This window comes from Marinobacter sp. es.048 (assembly GCF_900188435.1).
Classification (GTDB): Bacteria; Pseudomonadota; Gammaproteobacteria; order Pseudomonadales; family Oleiphilaceae; genus Marinobacter.
The window spans coordinates 1,175,517-1,200,482 of sequence record NZ_FYFA01000002.1 but is presented as its reverse complement, the minus strand read 5'-3'; the positions used below and the strand labels follow the sequence as shown (position 1 = coordinate 1,200,482).

Here is a 24,966-nt window from a genome sequence, read left to right as displayed (position 1 = left end):
AAGGATCCGAATGGTTTCCAGGAAGAAAAACGACCGGGATCCTCACGCCAACCGTGAGGCCCAAAAATACGATAATCCGATTCAAAGCCGGGAATTTATCCTCTCGCATCTCAAAGATCGCGGGGCTCCCGCAACACATGAAACATTGTGTTCCGAGCTTGGTCAGTCTTCAGAGGAGGGTATTGAAGCCCTTCGCCGGCGGTTGATTGCCATGTGCCGGGACGGGCAGTTGATCTGTAACCGCCGTGGTGCTTACTTACCGATTGAAGAAGCTGACCTGGTCACCGGTCGGGTGATCGGCCACAAAGACGGCTTCGGTTTTCTGGTGCCAGACGATGGTGGCTCCGATCTGTTTCTCACTGCCCGCCAAATGCGTCAGGTTTTTCATGGCGACCGGGTCGCTGCGAGGGTTGATCGTATTGATGATCGCGGCCGTCGTGAGGGCGTAATCGTCGAGGTTCTTGAATACCGGACCAGCCAGACAGTAGGGCGTTTTTTCCAGGAGAGCGGTATCAGCTTTGTGGTTCCGGAAAACGCGCGCATTAACCACGAAGTGTTGGTCCCCCAAGAAAATTGCGGCACTGCCCGACATGGCCAGTATGTCGTTGTGGATATCGTCCGTCAGCCGACCGTTCGCACCCAGCCATTGGGCAAGGTCGTTGAGGTGCTCGGAGAGCACATGGCGCCAGGAATGGAGATCGACGTCGCCATCCGTTCCTACGACATTCCCCATAGCTGGCCACCCGCTGTCGGTGAGCAGACAGCAGAGATTCCCGAAGAGGTCACAGAAAAAGACAAGGTTAACCGCAAGGATATCCGTAATCTCCGGTTGGTCACCATCGACGACGAAACCGCCCGTGATTTCGATGATGCCGTGTATTGCGAGCCAAGGCCCCGTGGCGGCTATCGCCTGGTCGTGGCGATAGCCGACGTTTCCCACTATGTCCGGCCCGGAACGCCGCTGGACGAAGAAGCGGTAAATCGCAGCACTTCAGTCTATTTTCCGGACCATGTGGTGCCGATGCTGCCGGAAAAACTGTCCAATGGCCTTTGCTCGCTGAATCCCGGGGTAGATCGTCTCTGCATGGTGGCCGATATGACCATCAGCGCCGCAGGCAATATCAGCAGCTACAGCTTCTATCAAGCGGTGATGTTCAGTCATGCGCGGCTTACCTATAACAAGGTAAGCACGATGCTGGAACACCCGGATACCGAGCAGGGCTACAAGTTGTGTGAGCAATACGCCAACGTGCTTCCTCAGTTACACAATCTTTATGGGCTCTACCAGTTACTGCGCAAGGCCCGTACTGAGCGTGGTGCGATCGATTTTGAAACCACCGAAACCAGGATCGTGTTTGATGCCGACCGGAAGATAGAAGAGATCGTTCCGGTTCAGCGTAACGATGCCCACAAGATCATCGAGGAGTGCATGCTGTGCGCGAACGTTGCGACAGCGCGATTCCTGAAAAAGCACAAACTTCCGGCACTTTACCGAGTGCATGATGGCCCTTCAGAAGAGCGCCTCAATGCGGTCCGGCTGTTCCTGGGCGAGTTGGGTCTGCAGCTGGGTGGTGGTGATAGCCCCACGTCTGCGGACTACCAGGAGCTGCTGAACAGTATCAAGGATCGCTCGGATGCCAACGTGATCCAGACGGTTATGCTGCGCTCACTCAGTCAGGCAGTCTATAGTCCCGAAGAGGGCGGCCATTTCGGTCTTGGTTATGCGGGTTATGCCCACTTCACGTCGCCGATCCGACGTTACCCGGATCTTATTAATCACCGGGCAATCAAATCGGTGATTCACGGGGGACAGTCTTCCAAGGACGTGGTTCCGCCTCCGAAGCCGGATCACGAGCTTGCCGAGTATCCCTACGATTTGGCCCGAATGGAGCAGTTGGGTGAGCACACCTCAATGGCCGAGCGGCGTGCCGATGATGCAACTCGGGATGTCATGGCTTGGCTGAAGTGTGAATATCTGAGTGATCATGTCGGTGAGGAATACGACGGCGTCATTGCATCAGTTGTGCCCTTCGGTTTCTTTGTTGAGCTCTCGGGAGTCTATATAGAAGGGCTGGTGCACGTGTCGACGCTGAATGGCGACTTTTTCCATCACGATTCAGCCAAACATCGCCTCATTGGCGAGCGCACGGCAATGAGTTTCCGGCTTGGTGATGAGGTTCGTGTGAAGGTCGTTCGGGTTGGCATGGAAGACCGGAAAATAGATCTGGAATTGATCAGTGAACCGGTCCACCGTCAGGCAGATCGCGATGCGCTAAAGGTTCCTGATAGAGGGGAGCGAGGCAAGGGAAAGCGGGCCGCCGGTAAAGGTGGTAAGTCTGCCGGCAGGGCGAAATCCGGCCAGAAAGGCTCGTCATCCGCAGAGTCTGGCCCAAAACGCCCGAGGAAACGTCCGGCGTCAACGCCATCGAAAAAAACGGGCCCTGAGGCCTTCGATGACAATGAAACCCCCTCTGCCAGGGATGAGCTGGTTGCCCGGGCTGCAAAACTTGCCCTGAAGAAAGGCAAAAAAGGCAGTGGCACCGGCAAAAGCGATAAAAAAGCCAAGCCGCGAAAATCCGGCAAATAACGGGAAGTGTAAACAGTGTCCGGAGAATTTGTGTTTGGCTGGCACGCGGTTGAGGCTGTCCTCAAGCGCGAGCCCGAACGTTTGCAGCAGGTCTGGATTCAGACTGGCAGGCAGGATAAACGGGTCAAGAGCATTACCGATGCCCTGGATAGTCTGGGTGTGCGATGGAAAGTGGTGCACCGCAAAGAGCTCGACGAGCGGGTGTCTGGGGTTCATCAGGGCATCGTCGCGGCCGTCAGTGAGAGTCGGGAATGGACGGAAGATGATCTGCTGGCCCAGTTGGCCTGCAGTGACAAACCGCCGTTCCTGCTCGTACTAGATGGCGTGACCGATCCTCACAACCTTGGTGCCTGTATGCGCACCGCCGATGCAGTGGGTATTCAGGCGGTCATTGTGCCCAAGGACAAGTCTGCTTCGCTAACGGCGGTTGCCCGTAAGGTCGCTTGTGGCGCTGCCGAGACAGTGCCTTTTGTGCGGGTGACTAATCTTGCCCGTTTTCTGCGCAGTCTACAGGAGAAGGGGGTCTGGCTGATCGGCACTGCCGGTGAGGGGGACGCAACGCTTTACCAGGCCGATTTCAAGGGACCGGTGGCGTTGGTGATGGGTGCTGAAGGCAAGGGTATGCGCCGGCTCACCCGCGAGCACTGCGATCAGCTGATCAATATCCCCATGCTCGGCCATGTAGACAGCCTGAACGTGTCCGTGGCTACGGGTGTTTGCCTATACGAAGCCCTGCGTCAACGGCTTGGTTAACCCTTGCACACAGGGCCTTCCCCGCCTAGAATACGTGACCCCTTTTTTAAGGGGTGGTCGTGTATTGCCTGAATGCAGGCAACCCGAGGCCAAGCTTTTGATCAAGCCTTTCTTGTAAAGCTTTATTGATAAAGCATAAAGAAACCGGCAGCAGAATGCTGTCAACTCCTTGCTTTCATGTTTGTTGGCCTCCGGCTACAAAGCCGGGTCGGCAAAAAAGGAAGCTGTTTAAACCGTAGGGAGAACTCATGCGTCACTACGAAATCGTTTTTATGGTACATCCGGATCAGAGCGAGCAGGTGCCCGCGATGATCGAGCGTTATACCGGCGTCATCACTGAAGATGGCGGCAAGGTACATCGCCTGGAAGATTGGGGCCGTCGTCACCTGGCATACCCGATCAACAAGATTCACAAGGCTCACTACGTACTGATGAACGTTGAATGTTCACAGGCCGCGATGGACGAGCTGACTCACAACTTCCGTTTCAACGATGCGATCATCCGCGACATGATTCTGCGCCGCGATGGTGCTGATACCGATTTGTCCCCGATGAAAGCTTCCGAGTCCCGTGAAGACCGTCGTGGCGGCGATGATCGCCCGCGTCGTTCAGCCGAATCTGACGAACCACGTCAGCGTGCTGAAACCCAGGACGAAGAAGAGTAATTAACCGGAGTTGAGGAGTTAAGTTATGGCTCGTTTTTTCAGACGTCGTAAGTTCTGCCGCTTCACGGCAGAGGGTGTTAAGGAGATCGATTACAAAGATCTGGACACTCTGAAAGGCTACATCACTGAAACCGGCAAAATCGTGCCCAGCCGCATCACCGGCACCAAAGCACGTTATCAGCGTCAGCTGGCTACCGCTATCAAGCGCGCCCGCTACCTGGCACTGCTGCCGTACTCGGACAGCCACGATAACTAAGTAACAGAAACACAGGACTTGGGACCATGCGTGCACTTGCACAGTATGTAATGCGCGGTCCCCTCCAGGCCGGTGGGGTAGCAGCAGTCACGACTGCAGTGCCCTTGTTGTTCTGGATTGGCGCAGCCGTTGTCGGCCTGGTTATTCTCAGGCTTGGCATCAGTCAGGGGCTCAACATCGGGCTCTGGGCATTACTTCCGGCGCTTGGCTGGAGCATTTTCGGGCAGGACCCGACTGCTCTGGCTGTGTTGCTCCAGGTAATGCTCATGGCGTCACTGATCAGAACCACGCTGTCCTGGGAAAAAGCTCTGCTTGCGGGAAGTTTTCTCGCAATCGTCACAGGCCTCATGTTACCTGTGGTCTACCCGGGCCTGCTGGATGATCTGGTCCAGGCCGGGGTGAGTTTTTACCAACAGTACAATGCCGAAATTGCGCAAAGTCTCGGTGATGACCTTGACAGGGTGATCCGGGACACGATGAACGCGAGCATGGCAGGCACCTACCTGGCAACGGGTGTGGGCATGACCATGCTGGCGAGGGCCTGGCAGGCGGGGCTTTATAACCCCGGTGGATTCCGCAAGGAATTCCATAGCCTGAGGCTGTCACCGGTGATAGCGGTATTGTGCGCGGTAACCATGGTTGTTGGTCCGTTCCTCGGGCTCAACTCCATGCTGCTTGCCTGGGCTGCGGGAACACCGCTGTTCCTGGCCAGCCTGGCCCTGGTTCACGGCGTTGTTGGTCTGAAAAAGCTCAGTGGGAACTGGTTGGCGATGTTTTATGTAGCGCTGATCCTTTTGGGCCCAAGTCTGATGATTCTGTTAGTGGTTCTGGCTTTTGTGGATAGCTGGCTGGATATCCGGAGGCGTATAAGCCCTGCCGGGCCGGCTGAATAAAGCACGAAGAGGTTAACGAGATGGAAGTTATTCTGCTCGAGAAAGTTGCAAACCTTGGCTCCCTGGGTGACAAGGTAAAGGTTAAGGCCGGTTACGGTCGTAATTTCCTGCTTCCGTATGGCAAGGCTGCACCTGCCACCGAAGCAAACCTGAAGGCGTTCGAAGAGCGTCGTGCCGAGCTTGAGAAAGCAGCTGCTGAGAAGCAGGCTGCTGCCCAGGCTCGCGCCGAGGCTCTCGAGGGTGCTGCTTTCACCATCAGCTCCAAGGCTGGTGAAGAAGGCAAGCTGTTCGGCTCTATCGGTGTGCGCGACATTGCTGATGCGATCACTGCCGGTGGTACCGAAGTCGAGAAGAGCGAAGTTCGTCTGCCGGAAGGCCCGATCCGGGTGACTGGCGAGTACGAGATCGAGCTTCAGCTGCACTCCGACGTTGAAGTAACGGTCAAGCTGGCGGTTGTTGCCGAGTAAGCCGTTTTCTCTGAAAACGGTGTTGGGGTTTCCCCGGCTCTGGTAATACGCTGGTGGCCGTCGCCGCCTCTCCGGAGGCCAAGCGCTGGCCAACCTGACAGGCCCGAACCGCACTCGCGGCTTTCGGGCCTGTTGCTTTCTGGTATGCTGTTAACTCCCTGTAACCCTCTCCCATTGCTTCGGCAGGTCGCTTAAACTGTCGTGGTTATGATGTCCAACTGAAGATGTGTTCATGGCCAAGCCCAATCTGAAGCCCGCGAGTACCGATCTCGAAACCAGTCGTATCAAGGTCCCCCCTCACTCTGTGGAAGCAGAGCAGGCGGTGCTGGGCGGCCTGATGCTGGACAACCGACGGTTCGACGAGATCTCCGAGGTGATTTCGGCGGTCGATTTCTATCGGCAGGACCACCGCCTGATCTTTGGCGCCGTGGAACGCCTTGCCAGTGAGAGCGAGCCGCTGGATGTCGTGACCCTCGCCGAATTCCTTGAGCGGGCCGGCGATATTGAAGATGCTGGTGGCTTGTCGTATCTGGCAGAGTTGGCCGAGAAAACCCCTGGCGCGGCGAACATCCGCGCCTATGCCGATATCGTCCGCGAGCGCTCCATTTTGCGACAGCTCGTGGAGGTGTCCGGCAAGATTTCCGATTCGGCCTTCAATCCGCTGGGCCGGAACAGTAATGAAATTCTGGACGAGGCTGAGCGTAGCGTCTTCCAGATTGCCGAAGCGCGGGTCAAGGAGGGTTCCGGGCCACAGGCAATCAACCCCATTCTGGCCAAGACCCTGAGCCGGATTGAGGAATTGTTTGAGTCGGGCGAGCAGACCACCGGTCTGACGACCGGATTCAAGGATCTGGATGAACAGACTTCGGGCATGCAGCCTTCGGATCTGATCATTGTGGCGGGTCGCCCCTCCATGGGTAAGACGACGTTCGCCATGAATATTGTTGAAAACGCGCTGATCAGCACCGGCACGCCGGTTCTGGTGTTCAGTATGGAAATGCCGGCGGATGCCCTCGCCATGCGTATGCTCTCGTCGCTCGGGCGCATTGACCAGACCAAGGTTCGCGGTGGCAAGCTGGAAGAGGATGACTGGCCCAGGCTGACGTCGGCAGTAAGCCTGCTCAAGGACAAGCCGCTCTATATCGACGATACGCCGGGCCTTAGCCCCACCGAAATGCGTTCCCGGGCCCGGCGTATTGCCAGGGAGAACGACGGCAAGATCGGCCTGATCATGGTCGACTACCTGCAGCTGATGCGGGTACCCGGCAACACCGAAGGCCGGACCGCTGAAATCTCGGAAATCTCCCGGTCGTTAAAGGGTATCGCCAAAGAGTTGAGTTGCCCTGTGGTGGCCCTGTCTCAGCTCAACCGGAGTCTTGAACAGCGGCCGAACAAGCGCCCGGTGAACTCGGATCTGCGGGAATCCGGCGCCATCGAGCAGGACGCCGACGTCATCATGTTCGTGTACCGGGATGAGGTCTATAACGAAGATACCTCTGACAAAGGCATTGCCGAGATCATCATAGGTAAGCAGCGGAATGGCCCGATCGGCACAACTCGCCTGGCATTTATCGGCAAGTACACCAAATTCGAAGATCTGGCCCACGGTGACTACAGCGATTATGGCGGGGAGTATTGATGCCCCGTAGCACCGTTGCCCGGATTGATCTCGACGCCCTTCGCCGGAACTTCCAGACTGCCCGCAGCCGGGCGGGCGGAGCGCAGGTGATGGCCGTGGTGAAAGCCGATGGCTACGGCCACGGTATCGGGCCGGTGGCCTCGGCCCTGGACAGCCTGGCGCCTAAATTTGCAGTCGCCTGCCTGGAAGAGGCCCGGGCGATACGGGAGGCAGGCCTGGTGAAACCGGTGGTCCTGCTGCAGGGCGTGCATGCCAAAGCGGATATTGATGAGTGTGCCCGACACGGGTTCGAACCGGTTTTCCACAGTTTTCAGCAACTGGCATGGCTGGAACAGCTCGAAGCGCGGCCAGTATTCTGGCTGAAGGTGAACACCGGTATGAACCGACTGGGCTTTCATCCGGACGAGCTGAACGGGGTGATGGGCCGGTTGCAGACTTTGGGCGTCGACCAGGGTTTGCTGGGTTTCGTGACCCACTTCGCCTGCGCCGATGATCCCGAGAGCGCTATGACGGCGCAGCAGACGTCAGTGTTTGAGCGGGCGACCTCTGCGTTCCCGGGGTTGGTGAAGAGCGTTGCCAATTCGGCCGCCCATTTTCGTCCGGGCCAGCCGATGTTTGACTGGAGTCGCCCGGGGATCATGCTGTACGGCGGTTCGCCGATGGTTGGTACGACCGGTCGCGAGCTTGGCCTGGAGCCGGTGATGTCGCTGGAGGCGCCGTTGATCAGCACCCGTTTGGTACCTGCGGGCGAGTCCGTTGGCTACGGCGCCAGCTGGTTAGCCGACCGCGATACCCGGATGGGCATGGTGGCGATTGGTTACGGAGATGGTTATCCCCGACATGCCGGCACCAACACGCCTGCGGCGATCAATGGCCAGCGGATCCGGCTCATTGGTCGGGTTTCCATGGATATGTTGGCCGTGGACCTGACGAATGCGCCCGATGCGAAGGAAGGCGACAGCGTAGAACTCTGGGGCCGCACCGTGGGTGTGGATGAAGTGGCTGCCTGCGCCGGCACCATCTCCTACGAGTTGATGACCGGCATCACCGGGCGGGTGCCGCGGCAATACCGGTAGCATTGCTAGACGCTTTGTCAGCCCGGTTCGGGTTCGTGAATGATTTCCTCGATAAAGTCGAGAAGGGCAGCGAGGCTGCGGTCGTCCAGCTTTTTGAGCACTTTGTGCACGACCATCTTGCTACCCTTGAGCATGCTGCTGATGCCCATTTTGGCCATGCCCATCATCATATTGCTGGCATGCAGACGGCGAAGCGGCTCCAGGAAAAAGAAGTCCAGACCTTCTTCGGTCATGTCCACAATCAGGTTGAAGAGTTTGTCGATGGCTTCCTTGTCGGCCTTGCCCCGCTCGCGCAGTTCGCCGACGGTATACAGGGCCCGGGTTCGCAACTCATCGGGAATCGGCGCCACAATGTGGCTCTGTTGCTTCAGCATGACAGTTCCTGTTGTTGTATGCTCTTGAAAGAAATAGCAAAGCATTAAGTTCAGACTGCGTCAGTGTAGGCGCCGGAATCCATAAGCCATTGGCCAGACTGGTTGCGAAATACCGTCACATAAGTGATATCGGGAGGCATTGAATCCTCGTGCATGTACTTGTTGTTCACGATTACGGCCCTTTGGGCAAGGTTTTGCTGGAGCGCTTGCGGGCAACCCATCTGCAGGTCAGCCCATTGCTTGTCAGCGACCCCACCAACGCCGATCTCGATGCACTGGACAACTGGATTCCCGAGGATACCGACCTGATAGTGAACGCACTCTGGATGGCTGATCCAGAGGTCGCCGAGAATGATCCTGAGGGCGTCCACATGGCGGCGTTTTCGTTACCGGTTGCCATGGCCGAGTTTGCCCGTGATCGTGGTATGGCGCTGCTCCAGCTATCCTCCTGCTATGTGTTTGATGGCCGGAAGCAAAGTGGATACATCACGTCCAATCCCGGGCAGCCGATGAATGAACTGGGTAACTGGCAATGGGAGTGCGAGCAGGCCCTGCGGACCCTGTTGCCACGGCATATTATCCTGCGGACCGGCTGGAGCCTGGCACGGTTCATCCGGAAGGTGCAGGCCAGCACCGCCGCCGGTGAGGTACTGTCATTGCCTGGGCGTTGCCGCGGCCAGCCCCTGGCGGTCCGCGATCTGGCCCGGGTGATCGAAGCGGTGGTTCTGCAACTTGATTGCGGCGCCGAGGTCTGGGGTACCTATCAGTACGCCGGTGCCGAGGAAATCAACCTGTATGAGCTTGGTCTGGCCATTGCCGGCCTGCCCGGCATCCCAGAGGGTATGCGGGTGGTGGATGAAGTGCCTGAGTGGGGCCATCTTGAGCCGGTCAATACCACGCTCATCTGCACCAAGATTCGCAATACCTTCGGCATCAAACAGATGCCCTGGCGCTCCGGCCTGGTGGATGAGCTGGTCATGCTGAAAAAGAATAACGGCAGAGAAGTGGAGAGTGAACCCGCCGGGTAACGCCACTGGCGGGTCTGTAACTGTTTTTCAGTTATCGCACTGGCGAGAGAACTCCCGGCTGACCATCTGCAGGGCTTCGATATCCAGAAGTTCGACCTCCCGGCCCCGGGCCTTGATGATGCCCTGATTCTGGAAGCGCGTGAAGACCCGGCTTACCGTTTCAACGGCAAGACCCAGGAAGTTGGCGATATCGTTCCGCGCCATGGGCAGGCTGAAGTTGGTCGGGGACATACGGCGGCGCTGGAATCGGCTGGACAGCGACAACAGCAGGGCAGCAATGCGCTCTTCAGCGGTATTCTTGCTCAGCAGCATGGCCAGCTGATGGCTGTTCTGAATCTCCTGGCTCATCAGGTGAAACATGTGGTGCTGCAGTTCCGGCAGTTTGCCAGTCAGTTCCTCCAGTTTGTCCATCGGGAACTCGCACACGCTGGTTCTTTCCAGTGCTTTGGCGGTGCAGGCATATTGCTCGCTGCCAATGCTGTCCAGGCCTACCAGCTCACCGGGCATGAAGAAGCCTGTTACCTGTTCCTCACCATTCTCGGTAATGATTGACGTCTTGATGGAGCCGCTTTTCACTGCAAAACAGGAGCGGTAGGGCGTGCTCTGGTCAAAAATGTGCTCGCCGCGGTTGAAGATCCGCCCCTGCTGGACAATGTCTTCCAGCCGGTCGAGGTCATTCTCTTCAACTGCCAGAGGCAAGCACAGGTTGCTCAGACTGCACTGGTGGCAGGACGCTTTGAGGGGAGATGCCTGACGAAACGGAATTGCTTGAGCCATACGTGATAATCCGTCCGATTTGATCCATGTCAAAAGTGTACCTTAATACGGATGGCGGTCTTTGCCAATAATCAAGCTGAATGATCTGAGAATATATTGAAAAAAATAAGGGCCCGTGGGCCCTTATTTGTCTTCGTCTCAGAGTTTCTCGAATACCAGCGACGCGTTGGTTCCGCCAAACCCGAAACTGTTGGACATCACGGTGTTCAGCGATGCTTCCCGGCTTTCAGGGCCTACAAGAGGAATATCGCTGATTTTCTCGTCTGGATTGGCCAGGTTCTTGGTGCCGGCAACGAAGCCATTCTGCAGCATCAGCAGAGAATAGATGGCCTCCTGAACCCCGGCAGCACCCAGTGAATGACCAGACAGCGACTTGGTTGAGGAAATCGCCGGTATCTCGGAACCGAACGTGGCTCGGACGGCACCCATTTCGGCGACATCGCCAACCGGGGTGCTGGTGCCGTGGGCGTTGATGTAGTCAATCTCGCCCCGGATGGTGGCCATGGCCTGTTTCATGCAGCGCTGGGCGCCTTCGCCTGAGGGGGCGACCATGTCATATCCATCCGAAGTGGCACCGTATCCGGTCAGCTCTGCAATGATGTTGGCGCCACGTTTCCTGGCGTGCTCCAGCTCTTCCAGCACCATCATGCCGCCACCGCCGGCAATCACAAAACCGTCCCGGCCGGCATCGAAGGGGCGGGAAGCCGTTTCAGGCGCGTCGTTATACTTGGTGGAAAGGGCTCCCATGGCGTCAAACATCATGGTCAGGCTCCAGTCCTCTTCCTCGCCGCCACCGGCAAACACAATGTCCTGTTTGCCGGCCTGGATCTGCTCCATGGCGTGGCCAATGCAGTGGGCGCTGGTGGCGCAGGCCGAGGACATGGAATAGTTCACACCACGGATCTTGTAGGCGGTGGCCAGACAGGCAGACACTGTGCTGGTCATGATGCGCGGGACCATGTAGGGCCCGATCCGCTTCACTCCTTTCTCGCGCATGATGTCGGTGGCTTCCACCTGGCTGGAGCAGGAGGCGCCGCCGGAGCCGGCGATCAGGCCAGTGCGGTCGTTGGAGATCAGGTCTTCAGTCAACCCCGCCTGGGCAATGGCCTGCTCCATGGACAGAAAACTGTACATGGCGGATGGCCCCATGAAACGGCGGATCTTGCGGTCGATAACGGATGTGTCCACATCCACCGAGCCTGCGATCTGGCTGCGGAAGCCCATTTCCTTGTAGGTTTCATTGAAACGGATGCCGGATTTTCCGTTTTTCAGGCTGTCCCTGACCTCATCCAGTGAGTTGCCAAGGCACGAAATGATACCCATACCGGTGACGACGACGCGTCTCATAAGTTCCTCCTTACCGACCGGCCGATATGGCCGATCTTGCGATCAATAACGTTATTTAACAGTCTAGGCGCTTTGGCCCGGATACGATATTTGACCTTGGTAAGGGGAGAAGGTCGGATTTGTTCTATAGGTGGTTTAGAGCTTGCCGCTCCGGCCTTTCCTGGTCCCCTTCTTTGTTCCCTTGGCTTCTTCGCGAGCTGCTTTCTCAGCTGCGATTTCCGCTGCTTCCCGGGCCTCGCGCTCTACCATTTCCGGGGTTTCCAGCGAAATACGCCCCAAAGTGCCTGCCCTGAATTCATTGAGCAACACTTCCGACACTTTGTGCAGATCCGGGATTCCGCCGCGGCCGAAAAATCGGCGCTTCGCCGCAATGCCGTCCATCATCGCCAGTGCGTCTTTCGGTAGTTCCTCAAAACCGTAGCGGGCCCTGACCAGCTCCGGGTAGGCTTCCAGCAGGTACCCGGCTTCGAACATGGCCACATCTTCAAAATCCAGAACCGCGCTTCGAATCGCCCCGGTAACCGCCAGACGGTAACCACAGGCTTCGGGCGACAGTTTCGGCCAGAGGAAGCCGGGGGTGTCGTAGAGCAAAATGTTGTTGGGCAATTTGATGGCCTGCTGCGCCCTCGTTACTGCCGGTTCATTTCCGGTTTTGGCCGCAGGGCGTCCCGCGAGGGTGTTGATCAGGGTGGACTTGCCGACATTCGGAATGCCGAGGATCATCACCCGCAATGCGCTCTTTTGGCGATCGTGATCGGGCGTCATCTCTTCCGCCAGCTTGAGGATGGACAATGCCTCATTGCGCTGGTTGTGTGTAAGCGTTATGGCGCGCACCCCGCGTTCTTTTTCGAGCCAGGCTAGCCACTGTTCGGTGATCTCTGGGTCCGCCAGGTCGCGTTTGTTCAATACCTTGATCAGTGGCGTATCACCACGAAGTGCCGGCACCAGCGGATTTTCGCTGCTGAAAGGAATGCGGGCATCCAGAACCTCAATAATGAGATCCATCTGTGGCATGACTTTCTTGATCTCCTTGCGGGCCTTGTGCATGTGCCCTGGAAACCAGTTAATGGCCATCGTGTCTGCTCCGGAGTGGGTTAAACGGCGCCATTATGAAGGGGAATGACTAAACTTTCACATTTGTTTGAACGCCCGCGTGTGGCGGCTTTTGGCGCGGGATACTGAGAAGTATGTACAAAAAGAGGGCTGATCGGGGTGAAAAACCGTATCCGTATGTTTTAGGGTGTATGACCTGAACGATGAAACCAATGTATGTCGGTGGTATTCAAGTTGTGGCCACCCTGTTAACGGAGACATTTATGAAGCTTGTAAAACTGTTTAGTACTGCCCTGGTAGCCCTCAGCCTTTCGGTCCCGGCCATGGCCCAGCAATCCGGTGGTCAGCCGGATCAGGTTGATCAACTGGCTCAGATGGTGGGGCTGACGGAAGAACAGCAAACTGAAATCCGCGGCATCATCGACGAGATGCAAGGCGAAATAGGCGAGCTCCGCCAGGAAGCCCGTGCACTTCAGCAGCAGATGCAGGGTGAAATCAAATCAGACTTTGACGAAGCTGCGATTCGCGAGCAAGCCAAAGAGCTGGGCGATGTGACCGGCGAGATCGCGGCGCTGTCCACTCTGATGCAGGCGAAGGTCGACAGCGTGTTTACCCAAGAGCAGCGTGACGAGCTGGACAAGCGTATGCAGCAGATGCAGCAGCAAATGCAGCAGCGTCGTCAGATGCAACAACAGATGCAGCAGGGGCAAGGCCAGGGCATGCAGTAATCCTGACTTCCCTTTAGCTGGGTTGGAGAAGGGCCGCATCTTTTGGTGTGGCCCTTTTTTTGGTTTGTAGCCTGCAGGTTTTAGGGGAGGAACAGCACAGTTATATCGAGGCGGCTCAACTCTGATCTGAACGTTTGCTGCTGAGTTGCTTTCCTATTTCTCCATATTCTGAAGCCTCTCGGTCATGGGGCCTTGCCAGAATGTCGAAGGCCAAGGATGGCCTTCGTCAAGCGCACATGGACGTGCTCTTAGCGGTTCTGGCAAGGCCCTTATGACCGACAGGCAGCCCCCAGAATTTGCAGGCTAGGAACCCAGCCCAGACTCACCCAAAGGGCTTAACGAGAACAATTAGCCTGGGAAGCAGGGTGAGCGCCCCTACCAGAGCCATGAACATGGCAAACCCCGTAAACAACCCGAAGTAGATGGTCGGTATGAAGTTGGACAGCACCAGTATCGAGAACCCGGAGATGATGGTCAGCGAGGTAAAGAACATGGCCTGGCCGATGCTTCGGTGGCAGCGGTGCATGGTAGCGATATAGTCGCCGTCTTTCTGGAACTCGGTTTTGAACCGGTGGATGTAGTGGATGGTGTCGTCCACAGCGATGCCTACGGTGATGGCGGCGACGGTGATGGTCATCATGTCCAGGGGAATGCCCAGCCAGCCCATCAGGCCGAGCACCGAGCCGGCGGCGATCAGGTTGGGGGCGATGCCGATCAGGGCCAGCTTCAGCGAGCGGAACAGGATCAGGAACATCACCATGATGGCGGCGAAGACCACCCCGATGGTCTTGATCTGGGAATTGAACAGGCTTTGCAGCATGTTGTTGTACATTACGGTCATGCCGGCGAACAGAACCTGATCCTGGTCGTAGCCCAGTTCCGTGGTCAGGTGTTTGTGGATGCGGTCTAGCAGCTCCTGTCGACGCAGTTCCGGCATGGTTTCCAGGATCCGGATGCTGAATCGGGCCTGGTCGTGTTCCTCTGAGATGTAGGGTGTCAGCAGGGTATCCTGCAGGTCATCCGGCACCGCAGCGGGCACAAACGCCAGTTCCAGGGCGTCCAGGGGCTCGCCCTGGTTGATCTGGGCGAGGATATCCAGCGTGGTGTTGATCGAGAGCACCTTGCCGGTCTCCGGTAGGCCGTCCAGGTAGTCGTGAACGGCTTCCAGTTCTTCCATTTTCTGGTAGGTGTACCAGGTATCGCGGTATTCCTCTCCGGCACCGCAGTCTTCGACGAACGGGTCGCAGTCACTGGCAAACGGGTCGCCGCCGCTCGCGTCTTCCGGTGGCGGATCGTCGGTGATAACCACGTCCAGGGGCGTGGTGCCGCCCAGGCGGTTGTCGATGGTGATCATGCCCTGATGGATTTCGGTGGACGATTTGAAATAGTCGATAAAGCTGTTTTCAACGGTCAGCTTGCTCAGGCCAACCACGCAGAGCACCGCAATCAGCCCGGAGCCGACTAATACTGTCTTGCCGAAGTGTTCCGTGAACCGGGCAAAGGCATCCGTGAAGGGAATCCGGTCGGAGGTCACGCGGCTGTCTAGGGGCGGTGGCAACAGGGTTAGCAGTGCCGGGAAAACAATAAAGGTGATCAGGAAAGCCACCGTCAGGCCCAGGGTCATCATCCAGCCGAAGTCGATGACCGGGCGAATGCCGCTGAAGGTAAGAGAGCCGAAGGCGACGATGGTGGTGATGGCCATGTAGAAGCAGGGCTTGATCATCGCCATCACGGTGTTGCGCAGGGTGTCTCTCGGGTTGGCCCCGGGCTCGTCGTGCTGGAATTCCCGGTAGCGCACGATCAGGTGGATAGTGAGCGACAGGGTCATGATCAGCAGCAGGGAAATGAAGTTGGAAGAAATCACAGTGACCGGCCACTGGGCCCAGCCCAGGAAACCGATCATCAGCCAGACCGTAAAGCCACAGCACAGCAGCGGCACCAGCACCCAGCGCCACTGCCGGAAGATGATGGCCAGGGTCAGCAGCAGAAATGCCAGGACGCCAAGCCCGAAGGTCGACAGGTCGTTCTCGATGAAGCGGATCATGTCCGCCACAATCATGGGGACGCCACCCAGGTGGATGTCGGCGCTATCCCGGTAGTTGTCGAGAATGGAGCGAACAGTCCGTATGGTGGCATCGCGTTCGACACCGAGGGTTTCGGTGAAGTCGATAAATTGCTGTTTAACCTGTTCCAGTTTTGCCAACTCGGTCCCGGAGGCTTCGCCGGCGTCGGCCTTGTCTCTCAGCTCGTTGCGCTTTCTCAGTAGCTCGAAATATCGATCCGGCGTCGGCAAGTTGACCTGTATAGCGGTGGTTCGTCCGTCTTCGCTGATCAGCAGGTTGGGGTAGAGCGGATTGTTAAGCAGCGCCTGTCGGGCAGTGTCCGGGGCGACATCGTGTTCGTCCAGGGTTTTTATCTCACGGTCCACGGTATCCAGCGTCAGTTCCGGGCTGTGGAGCAGGGGTACGTTCAGGATGCTGTTGGTGGAGCCCACAGCTTCCAGGTTTTGCAGTTCATCCCTCAAGGCCCCCAGTCTTGCCAGGCCGTCTTCAGAGAAGAGTTCGCCGTCGGGGGTATAGGTCACGATCAGGAAATCGTCTGAGGTGGTGAAGCGGCGGTTTACCTGGCGGTATTGCTCGAGAGACCGATCGTTTTCCAGCACCAGGGATTCGGCGGAGGCATCCAGACGGAATTCGCCGAATTTGATGGCGGCGAGGGCCAGCAGCAGGGCGAAAGCTGCGAGGATAATAAAGGGGTGCGGAAAAATCAGGCGGTCATACAGGGCGCGAAGACGATTCATGAACAACTACTCTGCCGGTTCAAACGAGTGCAGAGTGTGCCACAAACCTCAGTGAACCGTGACCTTTGACGAAGCTTCTTCCAGGGAATCGATCAGCTTTTTCAGGCGGCGACTCATTTCTGCGCTCTCGGCGAGCTGGGTCACCATGTTCTGGGTGGTTTCGCGAATGCCCTGCACGTTGGCAAGAACGTCGTCGGTGCCAGCGGTCTGTTCCGCAGAAACGTTGGCGATTTCCTGGTTGGTATGGTCGATCCGGCTGACCACTTCATTAATGGCTTCCAGGGCACGACGGCCTTCCTCGGATTCCTCAACGCAGCGAGTGGCATCCTCGGAACTGCCGGTCATCTGATTCACGGCCGTATTCATGGCATTGAGCAGGCGATCGATGGTGCCCTGGATCTGATCGGTGGAGTCCTGGACCCGCTGGGCCAACTTACGCACTTCATCGGCCACCACCGCAAACCCGCGGCCTTGCTCGCCAGCCCGGGCCGCCTCAATGGCCGCGTTCAGGGCCAGCAAATTGGTCTGTTCGGCAATACCCCGGATCTCGGTGATGGCGTGGCTGATTTCATGGCTATTCTCGGCCAGGGCCTCGACGCTGTTGGCGGAATTGCGCACTACGTCGGCAAGCTTGCGGATGCTGTCGGCGCTCTGGCCGACACGGGTGCTGCCGTTGCGAGCGGCATCGCTGGCTTCGTGGGACAGGGTCTTGGCAATTCCGGCCTGTTCGGCGATGCCGGTGAAGCTTTGCAGCATGGTTTCGACGACTTCCGCGGACCGGTCGGCGCCCTGCTGTTGGCGGCCCAGGTCATCCCGGCGGGCCTCGGCGGCCGAGGTGAGTTCCTCGACTTCCCGGTGCAGCCGTTCGATGGCTTCCTTCATGCTTCGGACCACCCCTACGGTGCGGTCCTGCATGGCGTTTAAGGCGCTCGCCATTTCGCCGATTTCGTCGGTGGAATCCACAACCGCCCTCTGGCTCAGATTGCCTGAAGCCTGTACATCGACCATGGTGGTTTTCAGGCGATTGACGTGGCGCTCGATAAAGGAGATCAGCAACTGGGAGCCGGCCATCTCGAGCACCATGAGCACCGCCACAACCAGCGCAAAGCCGGGCGCGGTATCGGCAAAGACCTGATCAAAAGTCTTGCCGGTCTGCCCGGCAATGGTGTTCATGGCGTAAAGAACCAGCAAGCAGAGAACTGCGAAAACGACAATGTTCAGCAACCAGAATTTGTACTTCAGCCGGGCATTTCGCAGCAGTGTCAGCATGAATTGTTCTCAGTCGATGGCCTTCACCGGAATCTGCATGGCATTGGAGGTTTGAGGCACCTCTGGCACGGCGAGACCCAGATTGTTTTTATCGAAGACCTTGTCGGCCCGGTAGCTGGAGCGGACCATGGGGCCGGAGGGTACTTCCATAAAGCCTTTCTCCAGCCCGATTTCCCGGTAGCGGTTGAATTCTTCCGGGGTCACATAGCGTTCCACGGGCAGGTGATTCGGGGTAGGGCGGAGGTACTGGCCCAGGGTCAGGATATCCACGCCGATGGCGCGCAGGTCATCCATGGTTTCGAGAATTTCCTCTTCAGTTTCACCCAGGCCCAGCATCAGACTGGTCTTGGTGAGAACATCCGGACGGTGCTTCTTGGCATGTTCCAGAACCCGAAGGGTTTTCTCATAACCGGCGCGCGGATCACGGACCCGGCCGGTCAGCCGTTTGACGGTTTCCACATTCTGGGCAAAGACATCCAGCCCGGAATCCACCACCTTCTCTACGTCTGACATAACCGCATCAAAATCCGGCGTCAGCGCCTCAACGGCGACTTCCGGCGTGCGCTGTTTGATGGCCGAGACGCAGGCGGCATAGTGGGCAGCGCCGCCGTCGTCGAGGTCGTCACGGTCTACCGAGGTAAGCACGATGTAGCGAAGGCCCATCAGCTCGACGGATTTGGCCGTGTTCTCCGGCTCTTCGTGATCCAGCCAGCCCTTCGGGTTGCCGGTGTCCACCGCGCAGAACTTGCAGGCCCGGGTGCACACAGAACCCATCACCATGATGGTGGCAGTGCCAGCCGTCCAGCACTCACCGATGTTGGGGCAATGGGATTCCTGGCAGACGGTGCTCAACCGGTGTTCAGTGACGTTCTTGCGAACCGCCTCATAGCGTTCGCCTCCGGGCATGCGTGCGCGCAGCCATTTGGGCTTTCGCTCACGCTTCTCCGCTGTTGTGGCTTCCTGCTTTGATGACCGCTTGACGCCGTCCTTGATGGCTGAGAAGCCATGTTCATTGCGGAATTTGGAACCACTGGTAATGCGGGTGTGTGCGCTGTCGCTCATTGCAACCGGACTCTCGATTCGGGCATGGGTAACACTAAAGAATAATGGGCTGGCGGGGGAGTTACAAGACAGATAGGGGCAATCACGGGGGTACCGGGCACGGCATTGGTCGTACCCGGTTGACCGTAATCAAGCCTGGGCCGTGTCCAGGGCCTGGGTAATGTCGGCAATGAGGTCGTCGACATGCTCGATACCGATGGACAGCCGCACCAGATCCTCGCTCACGCCGGCACTCTTCAGCTCCTCCGGGTTCAGCTGACGGTGCGTCGTGGTGGCCGGATGGCACGCCAGGGACTTGGCGTCACCGATGTTCACCAAGCGCAGGATCAGGTCCAGGGCATCAATGAATTTCGCGCCGGCTTCCCGGCCACCCTTGATGCCAAAGCTCAGAATGCCAGAGGCCTTGCCGCCACATATCTTGTCACAGGTGGCTTTGTACGGGCTGTTGGCCAGGGTCGCGTAATTGACCCACTCCACAGACGGATGGTCCTGCAGGAAGTTGGCGACTTTTTCTGCGTTCTCGCAATGACGTTCCATACGCAGCGCCAGGGTTTCCAGGCCCTGCATGATCAGGAAGGCATTGAACGGGGCCAGGGCGGCACCGGTGTTGCGCAGTGGTACCACGCGACAGCGGCCAATGAAAGCGGCGGGGCCTAGCGCGTCAGTGTAGACCACGCCGTGATAGGACGGATCCGGTTCGTTCAGCATCGGGAACTTGTTCGCGCTGGCCTTCCAGTCGAACTTCCCGGAATCGACGACAACGCCGGCGACGGTGGTGCCATGGCCGCCGATGTACTTGGTGAGCGAGTGAATCACGATATCCGCGCCATGCTCGATCGGGCGGCACAGGAACGGTGTGGCAACCGTGTTGTCCACCATCAGCGGAATGCCATGCTTGTGGGCAATCTCGGCCCAGCGCTGGATATCGACCACGTTGCCCGCCGGGTTACCGATGGACTCGCAGAACAGGGCGCGGGTGTTTTCATCAATAGCCTCTTCCACGGCATCGAAATCGTCATGGCGAACCATCTTGCACTCAATACCCTGGTTCGGCAGCGAGTGGGCAAACAGGTTGTAGGTGCCGCCGTAAAGCTGGCTGGTGCTGACGATGTTGTTGCCCACCTTGCAGATGGTCTGCAGGGCATAGGTGATGGCAGCCATGCCCGATGCGACGGCCAGGGCGCCAACACCGCCTTCCAGCTCGGTCATCCGCTCTTCCAGAACCGCGTTGGTCGGGTTCATGATGCGGGTGTAGATGTTGCCCTGAACCTTCAGGTCGAACAGATCGGCACCGTGCTGGGTGTCGTCGAAGGTGTAGGACGTGGTCTGGTAAATCGGCGTGGTTGCGGCCCGGGTAGTGGGATCGCTTTTGAAGCCTGCGTGCAGCGCGAGGGTTTCCGGTTTCATGTCAACGGTCCTTGCTGGTGTGTTGTTCTTTGTGGGTTTCAGCCCGTGAGTATGCCACAGAGTTTCTCTTTAGAGGATCGTTGCAATGGGTCGGAAAGCGAAACCATTCCGGGCGATACGTACCCGGCGCTAATCGTCCCGCTGTCTCCTTGCAGACCTGAGGCAGTCAATAATGGATGGGTAGAAGAAGATCCCGAGACAGGCCCAGAAAACACTGATCGACAGGATGGCCGCCTTCACGCTCGCGCCGGCGAATCCAAGGGCAATGGGAACCAGAACAACGGCCAGGAACACTGTGAGTGTGTGGCGGGATTTCATAATGCGATACAACCTCAAAACGCATTTGGGCGGAGTCTCTATCTTATCCCACTCCCGCCTCCAGGATTGTCAAAGTTTGTTTAAGTGGCGTTGGTTTTCTTGGCGTCCGTGTCAGGAAATATGGTGTCGTAACACCAGGTGAATACAAACGCATACACCAGGTGAATACAAACGCATACACCAGGTAGAACACCACGAACGCCACATCCACAATTAGCGCCTCCAGCAGACCGATGCCCATCCACCAGGCAATGATCGGCAGGAAAATGAGCATCAGACCCAGCTCGAAACTCACCGCATGCAGGAAACGGATTCGGAGGGATTTGCGGGTGGTGCCGGTGAAGTGCTTCAGCCCGTGATCGAACCCCAGATTGAACACATAGTTCCAGCAGGTTGCGATGGTGGCACCCACCACACCGAGGACTCCTGTTCTTCCGATATCAAAACCGAAAGTCGCGGCAGCGAGCGGAACCGACAGCATTAGGCCGATAACCTCAAACGAGATGGCTTGACGAACTCTGTCTCTGGTTGATCTCATAGCAGGTCTTGTACGAAGGCGGGTCGTCCCGCGTTCACTGCCCGGGAAGGGTGGGGTCGTCCCCAGAAACTGAAAAAGCCCGACGCTTTCACGACGGGCTTTTCAGAATACTGGTAGCAAGGGGCGGAGTCGAACCGCCGACCCCAGCATTATGAGTGCTGTGCTCTAACCAACTGAGCTACCTTGCCATTTCGTTCTGGGCATCGCCCCAAACGAGGCGCGTATTTTCAGTATTTGGGCCCTTTGTGTCAAGGCTTGGGACCCAGTTTTTCCTGAAAAATTACACGTTGAAGCGGAAGTGGATAACGTCGCCATCTTTCACGATGTATTCCTTGCCTTCCAGGCGCCATTTACCGGCATCTTTGGCCCCGGCTTCGCCGTTGTACTTTACGAAATCGTCGTAGCTCACCACTTCTGCCCGGATAAAGCCGCGTTCGAAGTCGGTGTGGATCACGCCGGCCGCCTGAGGGGCCGTGGCGCCGATTTTCACCGTCCAGGCGCGCACTTCCTTCACCCCGGCGGTAAAGTAGGTCTGCAGGCCCAGCAGGCCGTAGCCGCCGCGAATTACTCGATCCAGGCCTGGCTCTTCCATGCCCATTTCTTCCAGGAACATGGATTTTTCATCGTCTTCCAGTTCGGAAATTTCAGCTTCTATCTTGTTGCAGATAGGCACGACAACCGCGTTCTCGGATTCCGCAATCTTTTTCACGGTGTCCAGGTGAGGGTTGTTCTCGAACCCGTCTTCGCTGACGTTGGCAATGTACATGGTGGGCTTGACGGTGAGCAGGCAGAGCTCACGAATCAGCGCCATCTGGTCCTTGTCGAGGTTCATGCTGCGCACCGGTTTGCCTTCGTTCAGCACCGGCAGCAGCTTTTCAAACATTTCGAGCTGGGCTTTGGCTTCCTTGTCGCCGCTCTTGGCCACGCGCTGTACCCGCTTGATGGCCTTTTCCACTGTTTCCAGGTCGGCGAGGGCCAGTTCGGTGTTGATGATTTCTATATCCGAAGCCGGATCAATCTTGTTGGCAACGTGAATAACGTTGTCGTCCTCGAAGCAACGCACCACATGGGCAATGGCGTCGGTCTGGCGGATATTGGCCAGGAACTGGTTGCCCAGGCCCTCGCCTTTCGAAGCGCCTTCTACAAGGCCTGCGATATCCACGAACTCCATGGTGGTTGCCACCACCTTTTCCGGCTTAACGATCTCGGCGAGTTTGTTGAGGCGCGGGTCGGGCATGGCGACAACACCAGCGTTGGGCTCGATGGTGCAGAACGGGAAGTTCTCCGCGCCAATGCCGGATTTGGTCAGTGCGTTGAACAGGGTGGATTTGCCGACGTTGGGAAGGCCGACGATGCCGCAGTTAAATCCCATGGAATGCCTCTGCTGGTACTGGAAAATTTGGGCGGATTATACCGGTTTGAAACTGTGCAGGCGATTCATGGCGGCGGGGAGCTTGCCGCTGGCTGCATCCGGTAATACTCGCATGATTTCGTCGATCACTGCGTTCAGTTCCTCGGTTTCCTGTTTGCCCAGGCGGCCGAGAACGTAGCCGGTTACCCTGCGGCTGTCGCCGGGGTGGCCGATTCCGATGCGCAGTCTCTGAAAATCGTTGGTGCCCAAGTGGGCGATAGTGTCACGAAGGCCGTTGTGTCCGCCGTGGCCGCCGCCTTTTTTGAGCTTGGCGGTACCCGGGGGCAGATCGAGTTCGTCGTGGGCAACCAGAATCTGTTGGGGCTGAATCTTGAAGAAGTCTGCCAGCGCCTTGATGGACAGGCCGCTGCGATTCATAAAGGTGGTGGGATTCAGAAGGTGCAGGTCGAGGCCCTGCCACTGAATTCGGGCGTAGAGCCCGTGGTACTTTTTTTCGGGACGGAGCGTCTGGCCCGCAGCGCGGGCCAGAGCTTCGACGAAGAGAGCGCCGGCGTTATGGCGGGTATTCTCGTAGTCAGCGCCGGGATTTCCCAGACCAACCACCATGACAATATCCTGCGCCATTTGCCGTTGCCCTCCTCAGTTCAGGAGTGATTACTCCTTGTCTTCGCCTTCTTCACCTTCTTCGCCGTCTTCGGCTTCGTCATCAACCTTAGCGCCGCGCGGCTTGTGGATAGCCACAACCGGCAGGTCATGATCCTCACCCTGGAGCAGGGCGGCAATCTTGACGTCTTTCGGCAGCTTCAGGTCGCTCAGGTGAACTACCTGGTCCATCTCGACACTGGTCATGTCCACTTCGATGAACTCGGGCAGGTTCTGCGGCAGACAGATCACTTCAACTTCGTTGATCTGGTGGTTCGCTACGCCGCCGTGGAGCTTGATAGCCGGAGCGGTGTCTTCGTTGATGAAGTGCAGCGGTACGTTGACGTGGATCTCGTGGTCCTTGTCGACGCGCAGGAAGTCAGCGTGGGTCAGGATCGGCTTGTACGGGTGACGCTGCAGATCCTTGAGGATGACGCTTTCTTTCTTGCCGTTCAGTTCAACGGTCAGAACGTGAGAGAAGAACGCTTCGTTTTCCAGCGCTTTTTTCAGCTCGTTGTGCCAGATGGCAATCGGAGTTGCATCCTTGTTGCCACCATAAATGATGGCCGGGATTTTCCGTTCCTCACGACGCAGGCGGCGGCTCGCACCTCTCCCCTGATCGTCACGAGGAAATGCTTCGATAACAAATTCCTGAGACATGGTAATAACCTCAATGGTCACCTGAACTGCCCGCGACCAGGCGTAGGATCAGGTGATGTTTCTGAAAAGCCGGATTTTTCCGGCTGACTAAAAGAGTCGGGAGCCTGTGTAGGCTCCCGACCCGGTAACTGCTTGTAATGCCTTGATATTACGACCGAAAGGTCACTCAGGCATTCTCGAACATGGCACTGATGGACTCTTCGTTGCTTACGCGACGAATAGACTCCGCAAGCAGCCCGGCCATTCCGAGGACGCGGATTCTATCACAATTGTGCGCTTTGTCACCCAGCGGGATGGTATCGCAGACCACAAGTTCGTCCAGCTGTGAGGCATTGATATTATCAATGGCCGGGCCGGAGAGAACCGGGTGGGTGATGTAGGCAACCACGCGGGCCGCGCCGTGTTCTTTCAGGGCGTTGGCCGCTTTGCACAGCGTGCCGGCGGTATCGATGATGTCGTCCACCAGGATACAGGTCTTGTCTTTGACATCACCGATGATGTGCATCACTTGGGATACGTTCGCTTTCGGTCGACGCTTGTCGATGATGGCAAGGTCGGCGTCGTCCAGGCGCTTGGCCACCGCACGGGCGCGAACCACGCCGCCAACGTCCGGAGATACCACTACAAAGTTCTCGAAACGCTGCTTGAAGATGTCTTCAAGCATGACCGGTGTGGCGTAGATGTTGTCCACCGGGATATCGAAGAAGCCTTGGATCTGATCGGCGTGCAGGTCAACGGTCAGAACCCGGTCTACGCCGATGCTGGAAATCATGTCTGCGACCACCTTGGCGCTGATGGCAACGCGGGTAGAGCGTACCCGGCGATCCTGGCGCGCGTATCCATAATAGGGGATAACGGCGGTGACCCGTGTAGCGGAAGCACGGCGAAGTGCGTCGGCCATCACGATCAGTTCCATCAGGTTGTCGTTGGTGGGATAGCAGGTCGGCTGGATGATGAATACATCATGGCCGCGGACATTCTCATTGATCTCGACGGTGGTTTCCCCGTCGCTGAAACGGCCTACAGTGGCCTGACCCATGGGAATGTGGAGTTTGCGGGCAATCGCCTGAGCAAGTTCAGGGTTGGCGTTACCAGCGAAGATCATCAGTTTGGACACGACGGCATCCTTCTCAGTATCGGCGTTTGATTCAGAAGAAGCGGGAGAAAGGTGGCTGGGGTGGCAGGATTCGAACCTGCGCATGACGGGATCAAAACCCGTTGCCTTACCACTTGGCGACACCCCAGTATCGTGCTT

General features: G+C 57.5%; 24 protein-coding genes and 2 tRNA genes. 10 read left to right on the top strand and 16 right to left on the bottom strand.

Translation table 11 applies throughout. From position 1 onward, the window contains the following. Positions 1 to 10 precede the first annotated feature (10 nt). From rnr to alr, 8 genes are all read left to right on the top strand, one after another. Positions 11 to 2,587 (top strand): ribonuclease R, encoded by a 2,577-nt coding sequence (rnr, locus tag CFT65_RS16570; RefSeq protein ID WP_088829150.1) that lies wholly within the window; start codon positions 11 to 13, stop codon positions 2,585 to 2,587. 15 nt (positions 2,588 to 2,602) lie between these two features. Next, complete coding sequence (gene rlmB, locus CFT65_RS16565) at positions 2,603 to 3,340, top strand: 23S rRNA (guanosine(2251)-2'-O)-methyltransferase RlmB (RefSeq protein WP_088829149.1); 738 nt, start codon at positions 2,603 to 2,605, stop codon at positions 3,338 to 3,340. 248 nt (positions 3,341 to 3,588) lie between these two features. Then, the gene (rpsF, locus tag CFT65_RS16560) at positions 3,589 to 4,005 is read left to right on the top strand and encodes a 30S ribosomal protein S6 (protein WP_008176389.1); all 417 of its coding nucleotides are present in this window, start codon (positions 3,589 to 3,591) and stop codon (positions 4,003 to 4,005) included. Between the two features lie 25 nt (positions 4,006 to 4,030). Then, on the top strand, positions 4,031 to 4,261 hold the full coding sequence (gene rpsR / locus CFT65_RS16555) for a 30S ribosomal protein S18 (protein ID WP_007154918.1): 231 nt from the start codon (positions 4,031 to 4,033) through the stop codon (positions 4,259 to 4,261). A gap of 26 nt (positions 4,262 to 4,287) precedes the next feature. Next, complete coding sequence (locus CFT65_RS16550) at positions 4,288 to 5,154, top strand: hypothetical protein (protein ID WP_088829148.1); 867 nt, start codon at positions 4,288 to 4,290, stop codon at positions 5,152 to 5,154. 20 nt (positions 5,155 to 5,174) lie between these two features. Continuing rightward, positions 5,175 to 5,621, top strand: a complete 447-nt coding sequence (rplI, locus tag CFT65_RS16545) for a 50S ribosomal protein L9 (protein WP_088829147.1) — start codon at positions 5,175 to 5,177, stop codon at positions 5,619 to 5,621. Between the two features lie 232 nt (positions 5,622 to 5,853). Further along, positions 5,854 to 7,260, top strand: coding sequence for a replicative DNA helicase (dnaB, locus tag CFT65_RS16540; RefSeq protein ID WP_088829146.1), 1,407 nt, complete (start codon positions 5,854 to 5,856; stop codon positions 7,258 to 7,260). Then, complete coding sequence (gene alr, locus CFT65_RS16535) at positions 7,260 to 8,336, top strand: alanine racemase (protein ID WP_088829145.1); 1,077 nt, start codon at positions 7,260 to 7,262, stop codon at positions 8,334 to 8,336. Before dnaB ends, alr begins: the two co-directional genes overlap by 1 nt. A 17-nt stretch (positions 8,337 to 8,353) precedes the next feature. On the opposite strand, the gene CFT65_RS16530 is transcribed toward alr, so the two are convergent. Beyond that, positions 8,354 to 8,710, bottom strand: coding sequence for a hypothetical protein (locus CFT65_RS16530; protein ID WP_088829144.1), 357 nt, complete (start codon positions 8,708 to 8,710; stop codon positions 8,354 to 8,356). Positions 8,711 to 8,859: 149 nt separating this feature from the next. Here CFT65_RS16530 and CFT65_RS16525 point away from each other — a divergent pair, with 149 nt between their 5' ends. Next, positions 8,860 to 9,738 (top strand): SDR family oxidoreductase, encoded by an 879-nt coding sequence (locus CFT65_RS16525; protein WP_088829143.1) that lies wholly within the window; start codon positions 8,860 to 8,862, stop codon positions 9,736 to 9,738. Between the two features lie 27 nt (positions 9,739 to 9,765). On the opposite strand, the gene fnr is transcribed toward CFT65_RS16525, so the two are convergent. From fnr to ylqF, 3 genes are all read right to left on the bottom strand, one after another. After that, complete coding sequence (fnr, locus tag CFT65_RS16520; RefSeq protein WP_088829142.1) at positions 9,766 to 10,515, bottom strand: fumarate/nitrate reduction transcriptional regulator Fnr; 750 nt, start codon at positions 10,513 to 10,515, stop codon at positions 9,766 to 9,768. Between the two features lie 138 nt (positions 10,516 to 10,653). Next, positions 10,654 to 11,862 carry a beta-ketoacyl-ACP synthase I gene (gene fabB / locus CFT65_RS16515; protein ID WP_088829141.1) on the bottom strand — a complete coding sequence of 403 codons (1,209 nt, stop codon included), beginning with the start codon at positions 11,860 to 11,862 and terminating at the stop codon, positions 10,654 to 10,656. A gap of 135 nt (positions 11,863 to 11,997) precedes the next feature. Further along, complete coding sequence (gene ylqF / locus CFT65_RS16510) at positions 11,998 to 12,936, bottom strand: ribosome biogenesis GTPase YlqF (protein WP_088829140.1); 939 nt, start codon at positions 12,934 to 12,936, stop codon at positions 11,998 to 12,000. A 242-nt stretch (positions 12,937 to 13,178) separates the two neighbouring features. Here ylqF and CFT65_RS16505 point away from each other — a divergent pair, with 242 nt between their 5' ends. After that, complete coding sequence (locus CFT65_RS16505; RefSeq protein WP_228705876.1) at positions 13,179 to 13,643, top strand: Spy/CpxP family protein refolding chaperone; 465 nt, start codon at positions 13,179 to 13,181, stop codon at positions 13,641 to 13,643. Between the two features lie 322 nt (positions 13,644 to 13,965). On the opposite strand, the gene CFT65_RS16500 is transcribed toward CFT65_RS16505, so the two are convergent. The 12 genes from CFT65_RS16500 to CFT65_RS16445 all read right to left on the bottom strand — a co-directional run bounded on the left by CFT65_RS16500 (position 13,966) and on the right by CFT65_RS16445 (position 24,955). Next, positions 13,966 to 16,443, bottom strand: coding sequence for an efflux RND transporter permease subunit (locus tag CFT65_RS16500; protein WP_088829138.1), 2,478 nt, complete (start codon positions 16,441 to 16,443; stop codon positions 13,966 to 13,968). Between the two features lie 48 nt (positions 16,444 to 16,491). After that, positions 16,492 to 17,712, bottom strand: coding sequence for a methyl-accepting chemotaxis protein (locus tag CFT65_RS19485; protein ID WP_088829137.1), 1,221 nt, complete (start codon positions 17,710 to 17,712; stop codon positions 16,492 to 16,494). A gap of 9 nt (positions 17,713 to 17,721) precedes the next feature. Beyond that, complete coding sequence (lipA, locus tag CFT65_RS16490; RefSeq protein WP_088829136.1) at positions 17,722 to 18,774, bottom strand: lipoyl synthase; 1,053 nt, start codon at positions 18,772 to 18,774, stop codon at positions 17,722 to 17,724. A 129-nt stretch (positions 18,775 to 18,903) separates the two neighbouring features. Further along, positions 18,904 to 20,181, bottom strand: coding sequence for an O-acetylhomoserine aminocarboxypropyltransferase/cysteine synthase family protein (locus CFT65_RS16485; protein ID WP_088829135.1), 1,278 nt, complete (start codon positions 20,179 to 20,181; stop codon positions 18,904 to 18,906). Between the two features lie 129 nt (positions 20,182 to 20,310). Next, positions 20,311 to 20,499, bottom strand: a complete 189-nt coding sequence (locus tag CFT65_RS19330; RefSeq protein WP_228705875.1) for a hypothetical protein — start codon at positions 20,497 to 20,499, stop codon at positions 20,311 to 20,313. Positions 20,500 to 20,542: 43 nt separating this feature from the next. Further along, positions 20,543 to 21,037 carry a PACE efflux transporter gene (locus CFT65_RS16475; protein ID WP_228705874.1) on the bottom strand — a complete coding sequence of 165 codons (495 nt, stop codon included), beginning with the start codon at positions 21,035 to 21,037 and terminating at the stop codon, positions 20,543 to 20,545. A gap of 111 nt (positions 21,038 to 21,148) precedes the next feature. Next, positions 21,149 to 21,225, bottom strand: a tRNA-Met gene (locus CFT65_RS16470). A 92-nt stretch (positions 21,226 to 21,317) separates the two neighbouring features. Further along, positions 21,318 to 22,409 (bottom strand): redox-regulated ATPase YchF, encoded by a 1,092-nt coding sequence (gene ychF / locus CFT65_RS16465; protein WP_088829134.1) that lies wholly within the window; start codon positions 22,407 to 22,409, stop codon positions 21,318 to 21,320. 36 nt (positions 22,410 to 22,445) lie between these two features. Continuing rightward, the gene (gene pth, locus CFT65_RS16460; protein ID WP_088829133.1) at positions 22,446 to 23,033 is read right to left on the bottom strand and encodes an aminoacyl-tRNA hydrolase; all 588 of its coding nucleotides are present in this window, start codon (positions 23,031 to 23,033) and stop codon (positions 22,446 to 22,448) included. A 30-nt stretch (positions 23,034 to 23,063) separates the two neighbouring features. Next, positions 23,064 to 23,711 (bottom strand): 50S ribosomal protein L25/general stress protein Ctc, encoded by a 648-nt coding sequence (locus CFT65_RS16455; protein ID WP_088829595.1) that lies wholly within the window; start codon positions 23,709 to 23,711, stop codon positions 23,064 to 23,066. 166 nt (positions 23,712 to 23,877) lie between these two features. Further along, positions 23,878 to 24,828, bottom strand: coding sequence for a ribose-phosphate diphosphokinase (locus tag CFT65_RS16450; RefSeq protein ID WP_008176348.1), 951 nt, complete (start codon positions 24,826 to 24,828; stop codon positions 23,878 to 23,880). A gap of 52 nt (positions 24,829 to 24,880) precedes the next feature. Continuing rightward, a tRNA-Gln gene (locus tag CFT65_RS16445) sits at positions 24,881 to 24,955 on the bottom strand. Positions 24,956 to 24,966: the final 11 nt, after the last annotated feature.